This window comes from Vibrio sp. Sgm 5, assembly GCF_026241575.1.
GTDB classification, from domain to species: domain Bacteria; phylum Pseudomonadota; class Gammaproteobacteria; order Enterobacterales; family Vibrionaceae; genus Vibrio; species Vibrio jasicida.
The window spans coordinates 50,660-66,539 of record NZ_JAPHPY010000012.1 but is presented as its reverse complement, the minus strand read 5'-3'; the positions used below and the strand labels follow the sequence as shown (position 1 = coordinate 66,539).

General features: G+C 44.6%; 13 protein-coding genes. 7 read left to right on the top strand and 6 right to left on the bottom strand.

Features of this window, described 5'->3' with window-relative positions:
* The first annotated feature begins 1 nt into the window (after position 1).
* The 4 genes from OQJ86_RS09145 to OQJ86_RS09130 all read left to right on the top strand — a co-directional run bounded on the left by OQJ86_RS09145 (position 2) and on the right by OQJ86_RS09130 (position 3,239).
* A complete protein-coding gene (locus tag OQJ86_RS09145; protein ID WP_010449576.1) occupies positions 2-556 on the top strand; it encodes a DsbE family thiol:disulfide interchange protein in 555 nt (184 codons plus the stop codon).
* On the top strand, positions 553-1,038 hold the full coding sequence (locus OQJ86_RS09140; protein WP_038882176.1) for a cytochrome c-type biogenesis protein: 486 nt from the start codon (positions 553-555) through the stop codon (positions 1,036-1,038). Before OQJ86_RS09145 ends, OQJ86_RS09140 begins: the two co-directional genes overlap by 4 nt.
* Positions 1,038-2,255, top strand: a complete 1,218-nt coding sequence (gene ccmI / locus OQJ86_RS09135; protein WP_265987542.1) for a c-type cytochrome biogenesis protein CcmI — start codon at positions 1,038-1,040, stop codon at positions 2,253-2,255. Before OQJ86_RS09140 ends, ccmI begins: the two co-directional genes overlap by 1 nt.
* A gap of 204 nt (positions 2,256-2,459) precedes the next feature.
* Positions 2,460-3,239, top strand: a complete 780-nt coding sequence (locus OQJ86_RS09130) for a VacJ family lipoprotein (protein WP_038871377.1) — start codon at positions 2,460-2,462, stop codon at positions 3,237-3,239.
* A gap of 91 nt (positions 3,240-3,330) precedes the next feature.
* Here the strand turns inward: OQJ86_RS09130 and OQJ86_RS09125 are convergent, their stop codons facing one another.
* The 4 genes from OQJ86_RS09125 to OQJ86_RS09110 all read right to left on the bottom strand — a co-directional run bounded on the left by OQJ86_RS09125 (position 3,331) and on the right by OQJ86_RS09110 (position 7,726).
* Positions 3,331-4,620, bottom strand: a complete 1,290-nt coding sequence (locus OQJ86_RS09125; protein ID WP_038871374.1) for an outer membrane protein transport protein — start codon at positions 4,618-4,620, stop codon at positions 3,331-3,333.
* Positions 4,621-4,929: 309 nt separating this feature from the next.
* Positions 4,930-6,153: an outer membrane protein transport protein gene (locus tag OQJ86_RS09120; RefSeq protein ID WP_038871371.1), complete on the bottom strand. Its 1,224-nt coding sequence runs from the start codon at positions 6,151-6,153 to the stop codon at positions 4,930-4,932.
* 297 nt (positions 6,154-6,450) lie between these two features.
* On the bottom strand, positions 6,451-7,185 hold the full coding sequence (locus tag OQJ86_RS09115) for a DUF3379 domain-containing protein (protein WP_038871368.1): 735 nt from the start codon (positions 7,183-7,185) through the stop codon (positions 6,451-6,453).
* Positions 7,178-7,726, bottom strand: coding sequence for a sigma-70 family RNA polymerase sigma factor (locus tag OQJ86_RS09110; RefSeq protein WP_038871392.1), 549 nt, complete (start codon positions 7,724-7,726; stop codon positions 7,178-7,180). Before OQJ86_RS09110 ends, OQJ86_RS09115 begins: the two co-directional genes overlap by 8 nt.
* Positions 7,727-8,383: 657 nt before the next feature.
* Between OQJ86_RS09110 and fadI the strand changes: the two genes are divergently transcribed.
* Positions 8,384-9,691, top strand: coding sequence for an acetyl-CoA C-acyltransferase FadI (gene fadI / locus OQJ86_RS09105; protein WP_039974172.1), 1,308 nt, complete (start codon positions 8,384-8,386; stop codon positions 9,689-9,691).
* Entirely contained in the window at positions 9,691-11,805 is a 2,115-nt protein-coding gene (gene fadJ / locus OQJ86_RS09100; protein WP_265987540.1) for a fatty acid oxidation complex subunit alpha FadJ, read from the top strand. Before fadI ends, fadJ begins: the two co-directional genes overlap by 1 nt.
* Before the next feature lie 67 nt (positions 11,806-11,872).
* On the opposite strand, the gene OQJ86_RS09095 is transcribed toward fadJ, so the two are convergent.
* Both OQJ86_RS09095 and OQJ86_RS09090 read right to left on the bottom strand, forming a co-directional pair.
* Positions 11,873-12,127: a hypothetical protein gene (locus OQJ86_RS09095; RefSeq protein ID WP_038882183.1), complete on the bottom strand. Its 255-nt coding sequence runs from the start codon at positions 12,125-12,127 to the stop codon at positions 11,873-11,875.
* A gap of 97 nt (positions 12,128-12,224) precedes the next feature.
* Entirely contained in the window at positions 12,225-15,002 is a 2,778-nt protein-coding gene (locus OQJ86_RS09090) for an insulinase family protein (RefSeq protein ID WP_265987538.1), read from the bottom strand.
* 376 nt (positions 15,003-15,378) lie between these two features.
* Here OQJ86_RS09090 and sixA point away from each other — a divergent pair, with 376 nt between their 5' ends.
* Entirely contained in the window at positions 15,379-15,843 is a 465-nt protein-coding gene (sixA, locus tag OQJ86_RS09085) for a phosphohistidine phosphatase SixA (RefSeq protein ID WP_038871355.1), read from the top strand.
* Positions 15,844-15,880 lie beyond the last annotated feature (37 nt).

The window sequence follows — 15,880 nt, the reverse complement described above, 5'->3', positions numbered from 1 at the left end:
TATGAATAAGAAAGTCTTATTTATCCCGTTGGTCGCTTTTATGGTTTTGGCGGGTATCTTCGCGACTCAGTTGGTTCGTAACCAAGACGGCGACGATCCAACAAAATTGGAATCAGTACTGGTAGGTAAGCCAGTACCTGAGTTCCACCTAGAAGATTTAGCGGAACCGGGTAAGCAATACGACCAGTCGATCTTTAAAGGTGAGCCGCTGTTGCTTAACGTTTGGGCGACTTGGTGTCCAACTTGTTACGCTGAGCACAAATACTTAAACGAACTTGCAGGCAAAGGCGTGAAGATCATCGGTATGAACTACAAAGATGATCGTAATAAAGCGATTGGTTGGTTAAACGACCTTGGTAATCCATACCTAATCAGCTTGTTTGATGGAAGCGGCATGTTGGGCCTAGACCTTGGTGTTTACGGCGCTCCTGAAACGTTCATCATCGATGCCAATGGTGTGATTCGCTACCGTCATGTTGGCGACGTGAACCCTCGTAACTGGGCTGAGACCCTAGAGCCGCTTTATACCAAATTGGTTGAGGAGGCGAAGCAATGAAAAAGTTTATTCTAGCGGCGCTCGCTGCGATGACATTTTCGCTTGCAGCACACGCTGCAATCGAAGTGTATGAGTTTGATAACTTAGAGCAAGAACAACAGTTCAAAGAGCTCGGTCATACGCTTCGTTGCCCTAAATGTCAGAACAACACGATTTCTGACTCAAACGCAGAGCTTGCTCAAGACCTGCGTCACAAGGTTTATGAAATGACCAAAGACGGTAAGTCTAAAGATGAAATCGTTGACTACATGATTGCCCGTTACGGTAATTTTGTGACTTATAACCCTCCGTTTACCATGGCAACCGCGATTCTTTGGCTTGGTCCATTTGCTGTTGTTTTAGGTGGCTTTGGTTTGATCGTGCTTCGCAGCCGTAAAGCCAAAGTAAAAACTGTTCAAGATAGCGATGAAAATTGGGATGAGAACAAAGAAGCTCGTCTTAAAGCGCTACTTGATGAAGAGAACAACGGAGATAAGAAGTAATGACACTATTTTGGATTTCTACCGTTGTTTTAACGCTGATTGCTTGCGTGTTGGTCGCTTTGCCACTGCTAAAGCAAAAAGCAAACAACGATGAAGTATTACGTGACGAGCTAAACAAAGCGTTCTATAAAGACCGACTTTCTGAGCTTGAAGAAGAAACCGATGAAGGCTTGGTCGAGAGCCAAGACGAGTTGATCTCTGATTTGAAACAGTCGCTACTGGATGACATCCCAAGTGAAAAAACACAAGGTGAAACCAAAGTTTCTCCAATGGCGGTATTGATTCCTTCGGTTATTTTAACAGTGGTATTGAGTTACGGTCTTTACTACAAGTTTGGTGCTTCTCAGGACGTTGTTAAGTGGCAGGAAGTCACGTCAAACCTACCTGAACTTTCGAAGAAGTTGATGTCAGCATCGTCTGAGCCTTTAAGCGAAGACGAAATGGATGACTTATCGTTAGCACTTCGTACGCGTCTGCATTACCAACCAGATGATTCAACAGGTTGGCTGCTTCTTGGGCGTATCGCTCTGGCTAATCGTGATGTCACAACCTCGATTGATGCAATGGAGAAAGCGTACAAGCTGGAGCCGAAAGATCCTGACGTACAACTCGGTTACGCTCAAGCTTTAATGCTGTCTCAAGACGAGATGGATCAAGCGACAGCACGTTCTCTGCTTGGCAAGCTAATGCAGCAAGACTATGTCGACCTACGTGTATTCTCGCTGTTGGCATTCGATGCGTTTGAGCGCCAAGATTTCCCTGCAGCGATTAAATACTGGGGCATCATGCAGCAGATGATTGGTCCAGAGGATAGCCGTTACGAAATGCTAGGTCGCAGTATCGAAAGTGCGCGTAAGCAAATGGGTGAGGCGGTGTCTCCAGATAAAAGCGTGGCAGTGACGATTAACGTTGCTCCAGAAGCTCAATTGGACCCAAATGCAGTATTGATTGTATCTATTCATCGCGCAGACGGCTCCCCAATGCCAGTTGCAGCAGCGCGCTATCCACTAGGGACTTTCCCTCGTACCGTGGTTTTAGACGACGGTAATGCGATGATGGAAGGGCAGAAGCTGTCGTCGTTAGAGAAACTGATGGTACGTGTTCGTATCGACTCTGACGGTAACGTAGCGACTCGTGACCATGATTGGTACGGCGAAAGTGAAGCGGTTGAATTTGGTCAACCAGTGGATGTGATGATCGATAAGCAGTATCAATAAATCTATCCTGTCTCTGATAGTGGACACTTTGTGATTGTCCTATCGCTTTTGTGGTATGACTACCAACTATCGAGTAGAATGATGAAGGCCAGCGCTTGCTGGCCTTTCTTTATTTATATACCCAAGTGACTTTTTAAGAGCAGTATCGCGTACATCAATCTTTAAGGTTGCTTAGGTATATTAATCGTCGTTATGGAACGCAGAATGTATAACAAGGGTAAATCCACCTTCTTGTTGTTGTTTGCAGTTGGAATGGTTGGCTGTTCGACTGCGCCTGAAGAGGCGGCAACAGAAGAAAACGAAACGAATCAAACGACTTCTGGTGTTTATGATCCGTTAGAAGGCTTCAACCGCGCGATGTGGGAAATCAACTACGATTACCTTGATCCGTATTTGGTTCGTCCTATCTCTCTTGCGTATGTGGACTACACGCCAGTCCCAGTTCGCTCAGGTATCGCAAACTTTTTGGCGAACTTAGATGAGCCAGCAAGCGTGGTTAACAATTTGGTAATGGGAAACGGCACTAAAGCGGTCGATCACTTTAACCGATTCTGGATTAACTCGACTTTTGGTGTACTTGGCTTATTCGATATCGCGACAGCGGCGGGTATCACCAAATACGATAACAAAGAGTTCAGTAGTGTGGTGGGTCATTATGGAGTAGGAAATGGTCCTTACTTCATGGTACCTGGCTACGGCCCATATACGTTGCGCGAAGTAACAGATACGGTAGATGGTATGTATTTGCCGCTTTCTTACCTTAACTTCTGGGCTGGTCTTGGTAAGTGGGCATTGGAAGGTATGGAAAAGCGTGCACTGATTGTTCCACAAGAAGCGCAGTTAGAAGCCTCTCCAGACCCATACGTATTAACGCGTGATATTTATCTTCAGCGTCAAGATTTCAAAGCAGAAATCAACAATACGGATGAAGTGAATGAGGACGAAGAAGCGTACTTGGACGAGTACTTAGAAGAAGACTTCTAAACGTTTTCTACAGACAAACAAAAAGGCTTGGTGAAAACCAAGCCTTTCTTTTTTATCGGTAACTTTCTTTTATCGATAAATAGCGTTTAGATTAGAACTTGTAGTTCGCTTGAACACCGATTAGCCAAACGTTGCCCGTTACCTCACCTTCAAATGCACCACCGAAAACGGCTGCTTCGTTATCAGATGCATCACGAGGTTCGCTGATTGGCGCATCTTTCGCAAAGATGTAAGTAAAGCCAGCGTCTAGAGTTAGGTTTTTAGACCATTCATAGCCTGCACCAACACTTAGCCATAGACGGTCAGTCTCTGGAATTGTTGTTGTACGGTACTTGTCATCAACTGCAGACATGTCGTAAGCAACGCCTGAGCGCAATGTCCATTTTTGGTCAAGCTTGTAAGTCGTACCTACAGCAAAGCGGTAGTTATCTTCCCAGTTTTCCGATTTGATTAGATCAGATGAATCAGGGAAATCTGCCACTAGCTCTTTAAAGCTGCTCCAATCTGTCCAGTTAATGCTTGCGTGTACTGCTAACTGGTCATTTAGTTGGTGGAAGCTCGCTAGTTCAGCTGTCGCTGGCAAGGTAAGGTCCATTGAACCTGCTTTTTTCGCGTTAGGGTTCACTGGGTTGAACGCAAGACCATTCGCGTGACCTTCTAGGGTCAGATCTACCGCTGATTTATATGCGAAACCGATGCGGTTGTTATCATTGATCTGCCATGCAGTACCCACTTGCCAACCCCAAGCGGTGTCATCACCTTCCATGTATTTAAGTGTTTGACCCGGTAAAGTCGGTTTCACTAAACCCATCTGAGGTGGCATTACCGCGCCAATGCTACCATCTGCGATGATGTAACGGATACCACCACCAATGCTTACCGCTTCATTTAGTTTGTAAGCCGCGTTCAGGTTCGCTTCCATCGACGTTACGCTAGCTTGGTTACCAAAGTTTGCTGCAGCAAAATCTTTACCTAGGTCCGTTTCCATACCGTAGTTAGTGCCAAATGCTAGACCAATAGCAAACTTGTCGTTGTACTGGTGAGATAGGTAGAAGTTAGGGATAACAGCATCGTGTGCAAAGTCATGTGAACTTGCTTTATTAGAACCATTTACAAATGTCGATGTGCCATCAACATCAATATTAGGGTTTACATAAATAGCGCCAACAGACACTTGTGTGCCTTCTAGGTACGTTAGCATTGCTGGGTTACGCCACTGTGCACCTGCGTTATCAGCCATCGCTGCTTCACCAGCGTATGCACGACCTAGGCCAGTCGCAGAGTATTCTGCAAGTTGGAAACCTGCTGCGTTTGCAACGCCTGAAGTGCTTAATAGGCCGAATGCCACTGCTGCTGAAAGGAGAGTCTTGTTGGTTTTCATTGTAATGTTCGCTGAGTTATTTATAACGTGGGGCGAAAGTTTACGTCTAGAGTTATTACTTTAAAAATGAAAATCCAATAAAACAGTGTTTTCAGGTTAATTATCTATTGGTAGTTAAATATGCAGTTAATTTATCTAACTGTAAAGGCGTTGTGAAGAAGTTTCAGCGAACAAGTGTGAGTCCTAATAACCGCATTTAGTTACACGTGTGCGCTCAGATTAGGTGAGGGGTAAATGATAGATAAGAAAAAAGGCTGGAATTCCAGCCTTTTATATAGAGAGTGTTTATATTAGCTTCATGCGTAATGCTTAGAAGCTGCGGCTGTATTGTAAGCCGAATAGAATCGCATCTGCGCGAGTTGTACCTGTAAAGGAGCCTGTTGGAGCACTTGTCTCTACAACATCTACATCTTTACCTACCAGATATGTAAAGCCAAGATCGATGTTCGAGCTTGAATCTAGATGATAAGTGAAGCCACCAGAGAACCATTGACGATCAGAATCAGGTACAGAAACTGAAGTTAGGTCAGCTTGAGCACTTGTGTCGTACATGTAGCCCGCACGTAGTGTCCAATCATTATTTAGGTAGTAAGTACCACCAATAGCGTAGTGCCAACCATCTTGCCATTCATACGGCTTGTCGTAGCTACCAGTTAGAACGGAGTCTTTTAGATTGCGGAATTCGATTTGATCGAACGTACCCCAACCGATGTATTGGATGCTGTAGTGAACCGCAAATTTAGTATCTTGAATTTTGTGGTAGCCAGAGAACTCTGCCATATCAGGTAGCGGAAGAGTAATCTTTTGGCCCTTATCGTCTTTAGCTTCCATTTCTGGGCTGTAACGGTAAGAGAAACCAAAACGGTTGTTTTCATCTAGCTCAAATACAGTACCTACGTTGAAACCAACAGCCCAACCATCTGCACCATCTACATCTAGAAGAGGCATTGGTAGAACTTCTGCTTCACGTTTCATTGTACCTTGACCGTAGATTAGGTCGATGCCAGCACCGAAGCTCCATTGGTCGTTTAGACGGTAAGAACCCGCTAGACCAAAGTTTGCGCTTTTCACATCTGTAAGGCCGCCGTATTCGCGAGCAGCAAAGCTGTCATCAAATTCAGTTTTAGTACCGAAGTTTGAGTATGCGTTTACACCCCAAGCGAATTTGTCATTAACAGGAACGATTAGGTGGATATTTGGTGCGATAGAAGTGTCACCTGCATCGTCATAGTTAGATGATGTACCTAGAGGAGCTGTTACGCCGCGGTACGTCGCATCTTTAACTTCAATCATTGAAGTAATGCTTTCAAAACCAAGCGACAGTTCCATTTTATCAAATAGAGCCATTGCTGCTGGGTTACGAGCCATTACAGATGCGTTGTCTGCAATTACTGCATCACCTGCGAATGCACGACCGATACCAGTCGCTGATTGTGCGTTTAGCTGGAAACCAGCTGCCATTGCTTGACCAGATGCCATTGCAACCGTCACTGCTAGGAGAGTCTTTTTAAACAGACGCGTATTCTGAGTCATTTTTTATTCCTTATGGGTTTCGTCTCTTTGGACGATAAGTTGAGCATTTGCTCAGTGGCGCAGATAGTAGTATTAAGAGTGGACCATACAAATCCGACCATTGGATAAATTTGAATAAAAATTGCAGAAATGATGTCTAAATGTCGGGAAATTGCATCTAAAGTGCATAATTTAGAGTTTTGACTCTAAACTTAATTGGTGGGATGAATGTTTTTATTGGTATCTATAAGAAAAAGCCGCTAAATTTCGAGATTTAGCGGCTTTTCACGTTTTATCGATGCGGTATTAAGGAACTTGTTACATAGGTTCCATCATCGGAGCAAGCTTAGCTGCGATAGCATCGATATCTTCGCCATTGCTACCAACAAGAATCATACTGGCTTTGCCCACCGGTTTCACAACACCACTCATACCATCTTTATCAAAGTCGACTTTCTGGTCACTCTTCACATCAGTCACAAACATGGTGACTCTGCCTTCTTTACCTTGGAAGACGACATGAAGAGCATTGTTCGACTCACCAAAACCACAATGGTTTAGGTAGTAAACGTGATATGGAAAATCACCGTTTATTTGGTAATGGAAAGGCATCATTTTCGCGTTGACTTGTTTATTCGAAACATCTTCATCGATGTTACGGACAAACGGTTCTTCTGCCACTACGTGTTTCATTGCGGTGTCTGCCAGACTTGCTTGCGCTGGAGAAACAATAACGTTACCCCAGTTAATCTGACCTACAAGTAAACCAGCAGTAAATGCAACGGATGCCGCCAAAGCCATCGCTTTACGAGCGAAATTAGGTCTGACTATCTTTTCATCTTCTAATGCATTTGATGTTTGGTTAAACAAAATCTTGTCGGCGAGATCTTCTGGCACATCCACATTCATGGCTTGCTTAATCTTTAGATCGAGGTCCAAAACGTCTTCAACAAACTTACTGTTAGCGTCGTTCTCAGCTAAAGCTTGCAGAATCTCTTCATCCTTCTGTTTTGGATCCGACAAAATACGACGACGAAATTCTAAATCATCCATTTTTTTGTCCTCTCTGAGTATCTTGAGAATCCAACATCTCTTTTAGTTGATTGCGGGCGCGGAAAAGGCGCGTCATTACCGTGTTTTTGTTCAGCTCCAAAATGTTACCGATTTCTTCTCCGCTGAAACCGCCTACAACTTGGAGGAACAAAGGTTCACGATATTCGACATCAAGCTTCATTATTTGAGCTTGTAGCCATTCCTGCTGATGATGTGGGTCATCGCTGACTTTAGCATCATTGCCATAGTCATCGATATCAACCAAATCAAATTGTTTGCGTTCGAAGCGGCGCGCATTTTCTCGTCTCAGAATGGTAATAAGCCAAGATTTCGCAGCCTTTTCATCTTGAAGGCTATCGAGAGACTTCCACGCACGCAGACAGGTTTCTTGAACCAAATCTTCTGCAACCGCCTTTTCCTTGCATAACCAGTATGCGTAGCGATATAAGTCTCTGTGATAGCCCCGAACAAGAGCTTCGTATTTTCTTTGTCTGTCCATATCAGAGTTGACCGGACTGTCGGAATTTTTCTTTCCAAACATTTTAAATATTGCCACAGGAGCCTCCGTCTTGCTCTGTGAGGTCATATATACCGCTTATATTTATAATCGATCCGACTACACTTTTTGTAGTTTAGCAGCAGCACAATATACGTCTTCAACGATCAAGCACTTATTTGAAGTGATGATAATTTATTTTTTATTGTTGTCAGTGAGGCGTTTTACCTCATTTGGTTGACTACTTGGTCAGTCTTCAAATCCTATTCCTGCAAGAAACCATAAAATCACCATAAAAATTGATCTATTTCAAAATATCATACAGTGAAGGGGCTATAGTACATCTTGTCATCTAGTTAGTCATTGCGACTAACATGTTGAGCAAGATGACACTTCCTTTTGAAGGCTGACTTTACTTTCTCCTAATCAGGAAACTGATTAATTTTACAATTGGCGTATGTTAATTGTTTTATAGATATTCCGACCACACAATATTGTGTGGTTTTTTTTTGCTTCAATTTTACCCACAGCACACTTCTTCTCTTTTTAAGTCACTATAGTTAAGCAATCTTAATCGCATAAGAATCAATGAACTAGAGTAATAGATCTACTCGCTTCACGTTTATTTAAACGCACGTTTGATAAATTTAACAAGTTGATTACAATGCATGAGGTCAGACCTCTTGTATTTAAGGAGAAACAATGGGCAAGCAGGAAGTAAAAACACGCCATGGTGAACGTGTTGCTATTGTCGCAGGGCTCCGAACTCCCTTTGCTCGTCAAAGCACTGAGTTCAGCCAGGTGCCAGCGGTCGATTTAGGTAAAATGGTAGTGAGCGAAATGCTTGCTCGCACAGATATCGACCCTAAGTTAATTGAACAAGTGGTATTTGGACAAGTGGTTCAAATGCCAGAAGCACCAAACATCGCACGAGAAATCGTATTGGGGACGGGTATGCACATTCATACCGACGCTTACAGTGTGACTCGCGCATGTGCGACCAGCTTCCAAGCTGCTGTCAATGTTGCCGAAAGTATTATGGCTGGCAGCATTGATGTGGGGATTGCTGGTGGTGCGGACTCTTCTTCTGTGTTGCCTATTGGTGTATCAAAAACGCTGGCTGCTAATTTGCTGGCGCTCAGCAAAACCAAAACGCTGGGTCAAAAGCTCAACATTCTTAAAAAACTCAGCTTCAAAGATTTGATGCCAGTGCCGCCGGCAGTGGCTGAATACTCGACGGGTCTCTCAATGGGTCAGACTGCCGAGCAAATGGCGAAGTCACACGGAATTACTCGTGCAGAGCAAGATGCGTTGGCGCACCGTTCTCACTCTCTAGCTTCGCAAGCTTGGAAAGACGGCAAAATCCAAGACGAAGTGATGACTGCTTTCCCAGAACCTTACAAAAAATGGATCTCTGAAGATAACAACATTCGTCATGATTCGACATTAGAAGGTTATGCAAAATTGCGTCCGGCTTTTGACCGCCAATACGGTAGTGTAACAGCCGCAAACAGTACGCCATTAACCGATGGTGGTGCCGCTGTGATGCTAATGCGTGAAGGTAAAGCGAAAGAGCTTGGGATGGAAATTCTTGGCTACATTCGCGGTTATGCATTCTCGGCTATTGGCGTCGAAATGGATATGTTGATGGGGCCAACTTACGCGACATCGAAAGTATTAGAAAATACCGGATTGGAACTTTCAGACCTCACGCTTATTGATATGCATGAAGCGTTTGCTGCTCAAGCACTTGCAAATGTGAAGATGTTTGCTTCTGATAAATTTGCCCAAGAGAACCTAGGTCGCTCGAAAGCGATTGGCGAGATCGACATGGACAAATTCAATGTCCTTGGCGGTTCAATTGCTTACGGTCACCCATTTGCTGCGACTGGCGCTCGTATGATGACACAAACGTTACGTGAGCTGAAACGTCGTGGTGGTGGTCTTGCGTTGAATACTGCGTGTGCCGCAGGTGGTCTTGGTGCAGCAATGATTTTGGAGGTTGAGTAATGAGCGAGCAAAAAGCATTTAGTCTAAAGATTGATGAGCAGAACATTGCTTGGCTAGCCATCGATGTGCCAAACGAGAAAATGAACACGTTGCAAGCGGCATTTGCAGATGAGATGAAAGAGATTTTCGCTCAACTGAAAGACACCAACGGCGTAAAAGGGATGATCATCCATTCCTTAAAACCAGATAACTTTGTTGCGGGTGCCGATGTACGCATGCTCGAAGCGTGCACGACGGCAAGTGAAGCTGAAGCCTTAGCCAAGCAAGGCCAAGACTTGTTCCAGCAGCTGTCTGAGCTGCCTTACCCGGTTGTCGCAGCGATTCATGGTCCATGTCTGGGTGGCGGTTTAGAGCTTGCTCTCGCGTGTGACTACCGAGTGTGTACTGATTCCGATAAAACGCGTCTTGGTTTGCCTGAAGTGAAACTTGGTTTGCTGCCTGGTTCTGGTGGTACTCAACGTCTTCCACGTTTAATTGGTCTGTTGCCCTCGTTAGATTTAATCCTTACAGGTAAACAACTGCGTGCGAAGAAAGCGAAAAAATTGGGTGTGGTTGACGCATGTGTGCCAGAGACTGTCTTGCTTGATGTCGCGAAGATGCATGTCGAAAAAGGCAAGAAGAAAGGCAAACAAAAGCAATCGACCAAAGAGAAATTGATGTCGGGCAGCGGCTTAGGTCGTAAGTTTGTGTTTGAGCAAGCAGCGAAAAAAACTAATGAAAAAACGCGTGGTAACTACCCTGCAACCGTGGCTATCCTAGAAGTTATTCAACACGGTCTTGAGAAAGGTTTTGCTCAGGGCCAAGAACTTGAAGCAAAGCGCTTTAGCGAATTGGTGATGAGCTCTGAATCAAAAGCATTACGCTCTATTTTCTTTGCTACCACTGAAATGAAGAAAGAGAATGGTACAGAGGCTGAGCCCGCATCGGTCGGTCGAGTTGGTGTACTTGGTGGTGGTTTGATGGGGGCGGGTATTAGCCACGTTTCCGTCGCCAAAGCAAAAGTGCCAGTGCGTATTAAAGATGTTAGTAACGACGGTGTGCTTAACGCATTGAACTACAACTACAAGTTGTTTGATAAGCAACGTAAGCGCCGTATTATCTCGAAAGCGGGTCTGCAAGCGAAGATGCTGCAACTGTCTGGCGGTATTGACTTTACAAGCTTCAACCATATTGATGTAGTAATTGAAGCTGTGTTTGAAGATCTTGACCTTAAACAGACGATGGTTGCGGATATTGAAGCGAATGCGAAACTAGACACTATTTTTGCGACCAATACGTCTTCTTTGCCGATTCACAAAATTGCGGAAAAAGCAGAGCGTCCAGAAAACATCGTCGGTTTACACTATTTCAGCCCGGTAGAGAAAATGCCGCTGGTGGAAGTGATTCCTCACGAGACGACGTCGGATGAAACCATTTCTACCGTGGTTGCGCTTGCGAAGAAACAAGGTAAAACGCCAATCGTTGTGAAAGATAAAGCAGGCTTTTACGTAAACCGTATTCTTGCACCTTACATGAATGAAGCCGCACATATCTTGTTGGCAAATGAGCCAATCGAACAACTGGACAATGCACTACTCGATTTTGGTTTCCCGGTTGGCCCAATTACTTTGCTTGATGAAGTTGGTGTCGATATTGGCGCGAAGATCATGCCAATCTTGGTTAACGAATTGGGCGAGCGATTTAAAGGTCCAGACGTATTCGAAACACTACTGAACGACGGTCGTAAAGGTCGTAAGAGTGGTAAAGGTTTCTATACCTATAAAGGTAAGAAGAAGGAAGTTGATAAGTCAGTGTACAAACTGCTGAACTTAACGCCTGAATCAAAACTGAGCGACAACGACATTGCTTTGCGCTGTGTGCTGCCAATGTTGAACGAAGCCGTTCGTTGTTTGGATGATGGGATCATCCGCTCGCCACGTGATGGTGATATCGGCGCGATCTTCGGTATTGGATTTCCCCCATTCTTAGGTGGCCCATTCCGTTACATGGATCAATTCGGTTTGAAAGAATTGGTTGAGAAAATGAACGAGTTTGCATCGAAATATGGTGATCGTTACGCGCCATGCGATGGCTTACTCACTCGTGCGGGTGAAGGTCGTAACTTCTACGATTAATGGCTAGCGCTAAAAATAGAAAGGCTTGCGTGATGCAAGCCTTTTTTGTGTTTAAGATTATGAGACGTTATTTCTTCTTGTCTTTTTTGTCCTTGTCGTGACCTTTGCCTGGGTTGTTATCACCGTGGACACTAGAATTACCTTTGTGGTCTTTGTCATGCTTCCCTGAGGAGCAATCGTCAGACTTTATTGATACGTTATCACCATCAAGGCGCAAACAGTCTTCACTTAGTTCGAAATCGTCACCCTTAATTGTGATGTCTGCATGGGCAACAGGCGCGAGTGGTATAAGTACAGCAGCAAGTAAAAGTAGCTTTTTCATTTAGTCCTCGTGTTTGCATATTTATTGAACAAGGTAATTACAGCATAAACTAAATTACTACTTTTACCATTTCATGCCAATTATGCATTTGAGTCTCTTATCCGAGACCACAATCTTTTGGTCGTAATTGAAACTCTTCAATCGACCCAATTTCTAAACCAAGATTAACTCGCGGAGCATCTGCGTGTGCTATACCTTGCGAGTGCATGACCAAACGGTTTGCGGTGCGCGGTTTTAACTCGTTGACAACAAAGCGGATCATATCGGTACGAGTAAGCCCTTTAAGCTCTTCTAGTACTTTTTCACGTTGATTGAAATCCGTGTCTTTGTTGCCAATAGCGACCCACAAGCGCTGAGCTCTACCACGCAATGTTGTGTCGGGCGTTGCTATTTGATTCCATAAACCTCGCTTGCTGCTGTGCCACTGGTATTCATTTAGCTCTAGCAATACCATGTAGAAAGCGTTCAAAAACTCATCAATTGATGTGACCAATTCAGCGGGAGCGGCATTTGGAGACTGAACGTACAGCACAATACCTGGATGGCGATTGAGAGGCATATTTCCCGTACCGACCATATAGCCAAGTTGCTGCTTGGTGCGGATTTCATGGAAGAAGGTCGCCGACATCAGATGGTTAGCCAGTGTATACAAGGCGATATTGCGTGGCTCGATATCTTCACATTGGTGGTAAATCACCACCGCGGAATCTTGCTGATTACAGTGGACTTCACGTTGGAAACTGCCATTTTCGCCAAGCATGACCAACGGACGGAGTGCCTCTTCGTAGCGTTGTTCTTTTACTCTAAGGGCATCTTTCAACGTTGTTGCCATCTCTTTTGCGTGCTGACGCTGCCAGTCGCCGTAAACGAACATTTCTACATGCAACTCGGCCAAAATTGATTCAACAAACACCGACAGTTCATCCACTTCTATTTCTTCCAGCGCTTCAACGAGTGTTGCGAAAGGCGGATTGTTGGGTTGAAGAAGCCCAGTCAGTGCATTGAATAGCTGCGAAATAGGGCGGTCCTGAGATGAATTTCGCCAATTACGTAATAGTTGTTGTTTGATGGTTTCGAATCGAGCAGGGCTGAACTCACGTGCCGCGAAGCGATGCAGAATCATTTCTAACAGCTGAGGCAATTTCTCGCTAAAACCTGATAGCGTCAGAGTAACACCACCTTGGTGAGCGTACATGTTGTAACCCATACCTGCGATTTCAGCTTGATAGGTCTCTTTCGCTAATGAATCAAGGAACATCTCAACACATAGGCGTGTTTTCACGATGTTTTTCGGTGAAGCGACGGCGTGCGAGCTGTCGATAGCGACATACACGACGCCTTTTGGCACTCGGAATTCGTCATCTTGCAAATGCCATAAACGGAAGCCTTCGACATCTTCCACTAATTCTGGCAATGAGCCACCATTTTCAAACGGTTTTGGATCGAGCTCGTAGCAAATGTATGGGTTCTTTTCTGGGAGAACGAATTGCCAACTAGGATCGATTTGTTGATATAAACGACGTTGTTCATCGTTGAATGGATGCACTGAGTAGGGCGTGAAATACCATTCTGCGGTTTGGTTGTACTCTAATCCTTTGGCAATCAGAGTCACACGAACATTTTCGATGTTGAGGTAGTGCAATAAAGAGCATTGTAGCTCTTCATCATACCCTGTCATTTTGTAGTCACCGTAAACCGTGTCTTCCGGCTGATAGTGCTGCATGTTGATCACAAGGTGGCTGACCAAATCCATCGGACGAGATGGTTCTTGAAAGCGGAAGGCAGACTCCAGCACTGCTTGTTTTTCAAGGTAACGCCATTCATCCATCCCATCTTGTTTGATCATAGACAGGTACTGGAATACGGCTTGAATGATGTTATCGACATAATCCAAGCCATCTTGGGTCAATGTGCAGCTGACTGTGAAGTCTCGGTAATTGCTGCCGCTTGCACCTCCTCCGGCAGATAAGGATGTAATCCAACCTTTGTTTTTCAGCTCTAGCATCAAACTGCCTTCGCCTTCATAACCCAACAAATGCGCAAAGTAGGAGAGGGGTTTCGCGCCGTAATGCTCATCCATCCCTGGCATCGAGAAGGTTAAGATCAGTTTACGAAATTCTTTAATCGGTTCGACTTGAACCAAAATGCCGGTGCTGTCTTCGTTACCTATAGGTACATCAATCGATTTTCCGTGTAATTGATGATTTGGAATGTCAGCAAACATGGTTTCTACCCAAGCTTGCTGTTCATCAAGAGATTGAGGACCAAACAAGGTCAATGTCATCAAATCAGCGGAATATTGCGAGTGGTGAAACTCGACTATCTCGTCGCGAATCGATTTGCCATCGCGATCGCCGAGGGTTTCCAAGTTGCCGACAGAGAACTTAGAAAACGGATGATCAGGGTTGATGACCTCTTTGTTTACTTGATATAGACGGCGAGAATCGTCGTTCAGTTTGAGCTTGTATTCGGAGTCGACAGCTTGGCGCTCTTTGTCTAACGCTTCTTCATTAAACAACGGTGCGGTGAAGAATTGGCTGAAACGGTCAAGCGCGGTTTCAAACGCTGTGGGGGTGACGTCAAAGAAGAAACAAGTATGCTCTGTTCCCGTCCAAGCGTTATTTGTGCCACCGTGTTGACTAATATAACTTTGAAACTCGCCAACTTTAGGGTATTTTTCCGTTCCCAAAAAAAGCATGTGTTCTAGGTAGTGTGCCAGACCTTGACGATCATTTGGGTCATCAAAGTGTCCAACATTTACTGCCAAGGCTGCTGCCGACTGTTGAGCGGTGTCGGAGTGGATCAGCAACACGCGCAGTGCATTACTCAAGGTAATGTAGCGGTATTGATTTGAATCGTTTGGACTTAAGTGCACGATGCGTCTCCAGATTTCGCATTACAGTAATGATGAACCCCGAATGGGGCGGCGCAAAGTTTGCGCTTCGACAAATACTGCTTGCCGTATTTTTGTTATTCGTAAGAGTACTGCATAAGCCCAATAGCCAATGCTATGGGGTTCGAGCTATTTGAAGGAATGCACTGAGTTCATAACTTCATCGTAGAATGTGATGAACTGAGTCTATTCTTTTTAATAGATTGTTAAGAAAGTCGCTATCTTTAGCAAGCGAATTGGTATAATGAACCGATAATTATATCAGTATTTTTGTTTCGACATTATTAAAGTTAGCCCGCTATCCGTATAAAGATAGCAGTCAACCTTTTGGTAGCGTTAGCTATCCCTAGGAAATAACATGAAAATATTTATCTTGCGTCACGGTGAAGCGGAACATTTCGCGGATACCGATGCAGAAAGACAACTGACCCAAAGAGGCAGAACTGAATCGGAAGCAGTTGCCCGAGCATGTAAAGAGCAAGGTTTTGCTCAATTCGATAAAGTGCTAGTCAGTCCATACATCCGAGCGCAACAAACATGGCAAGAGATCAGCGTCCATTTCTCGGCGAAAAGTATTGAGACTTGTGAAGACATCACGCCATACGGTCAATCGGACCATGTATTTGATTTTGCCAATGCATTGATTGAGGTTGAGAAGTTGGAATCACTTCTGTTTGTGTCGCACTTACCGCTGGTGGGGTATCTCACTTCTGAGTTTGTGAAAGACATGACACCACCGATGTTCCCAACATCTGGCTTGGTGTGCATTGAATACGATCCGCAAACACAACGCGGTGAAGTGTTGTGGCATATCACGCCATAGAACACTCGCTCTCGGGATCAGGACTCGAGAAAAACAA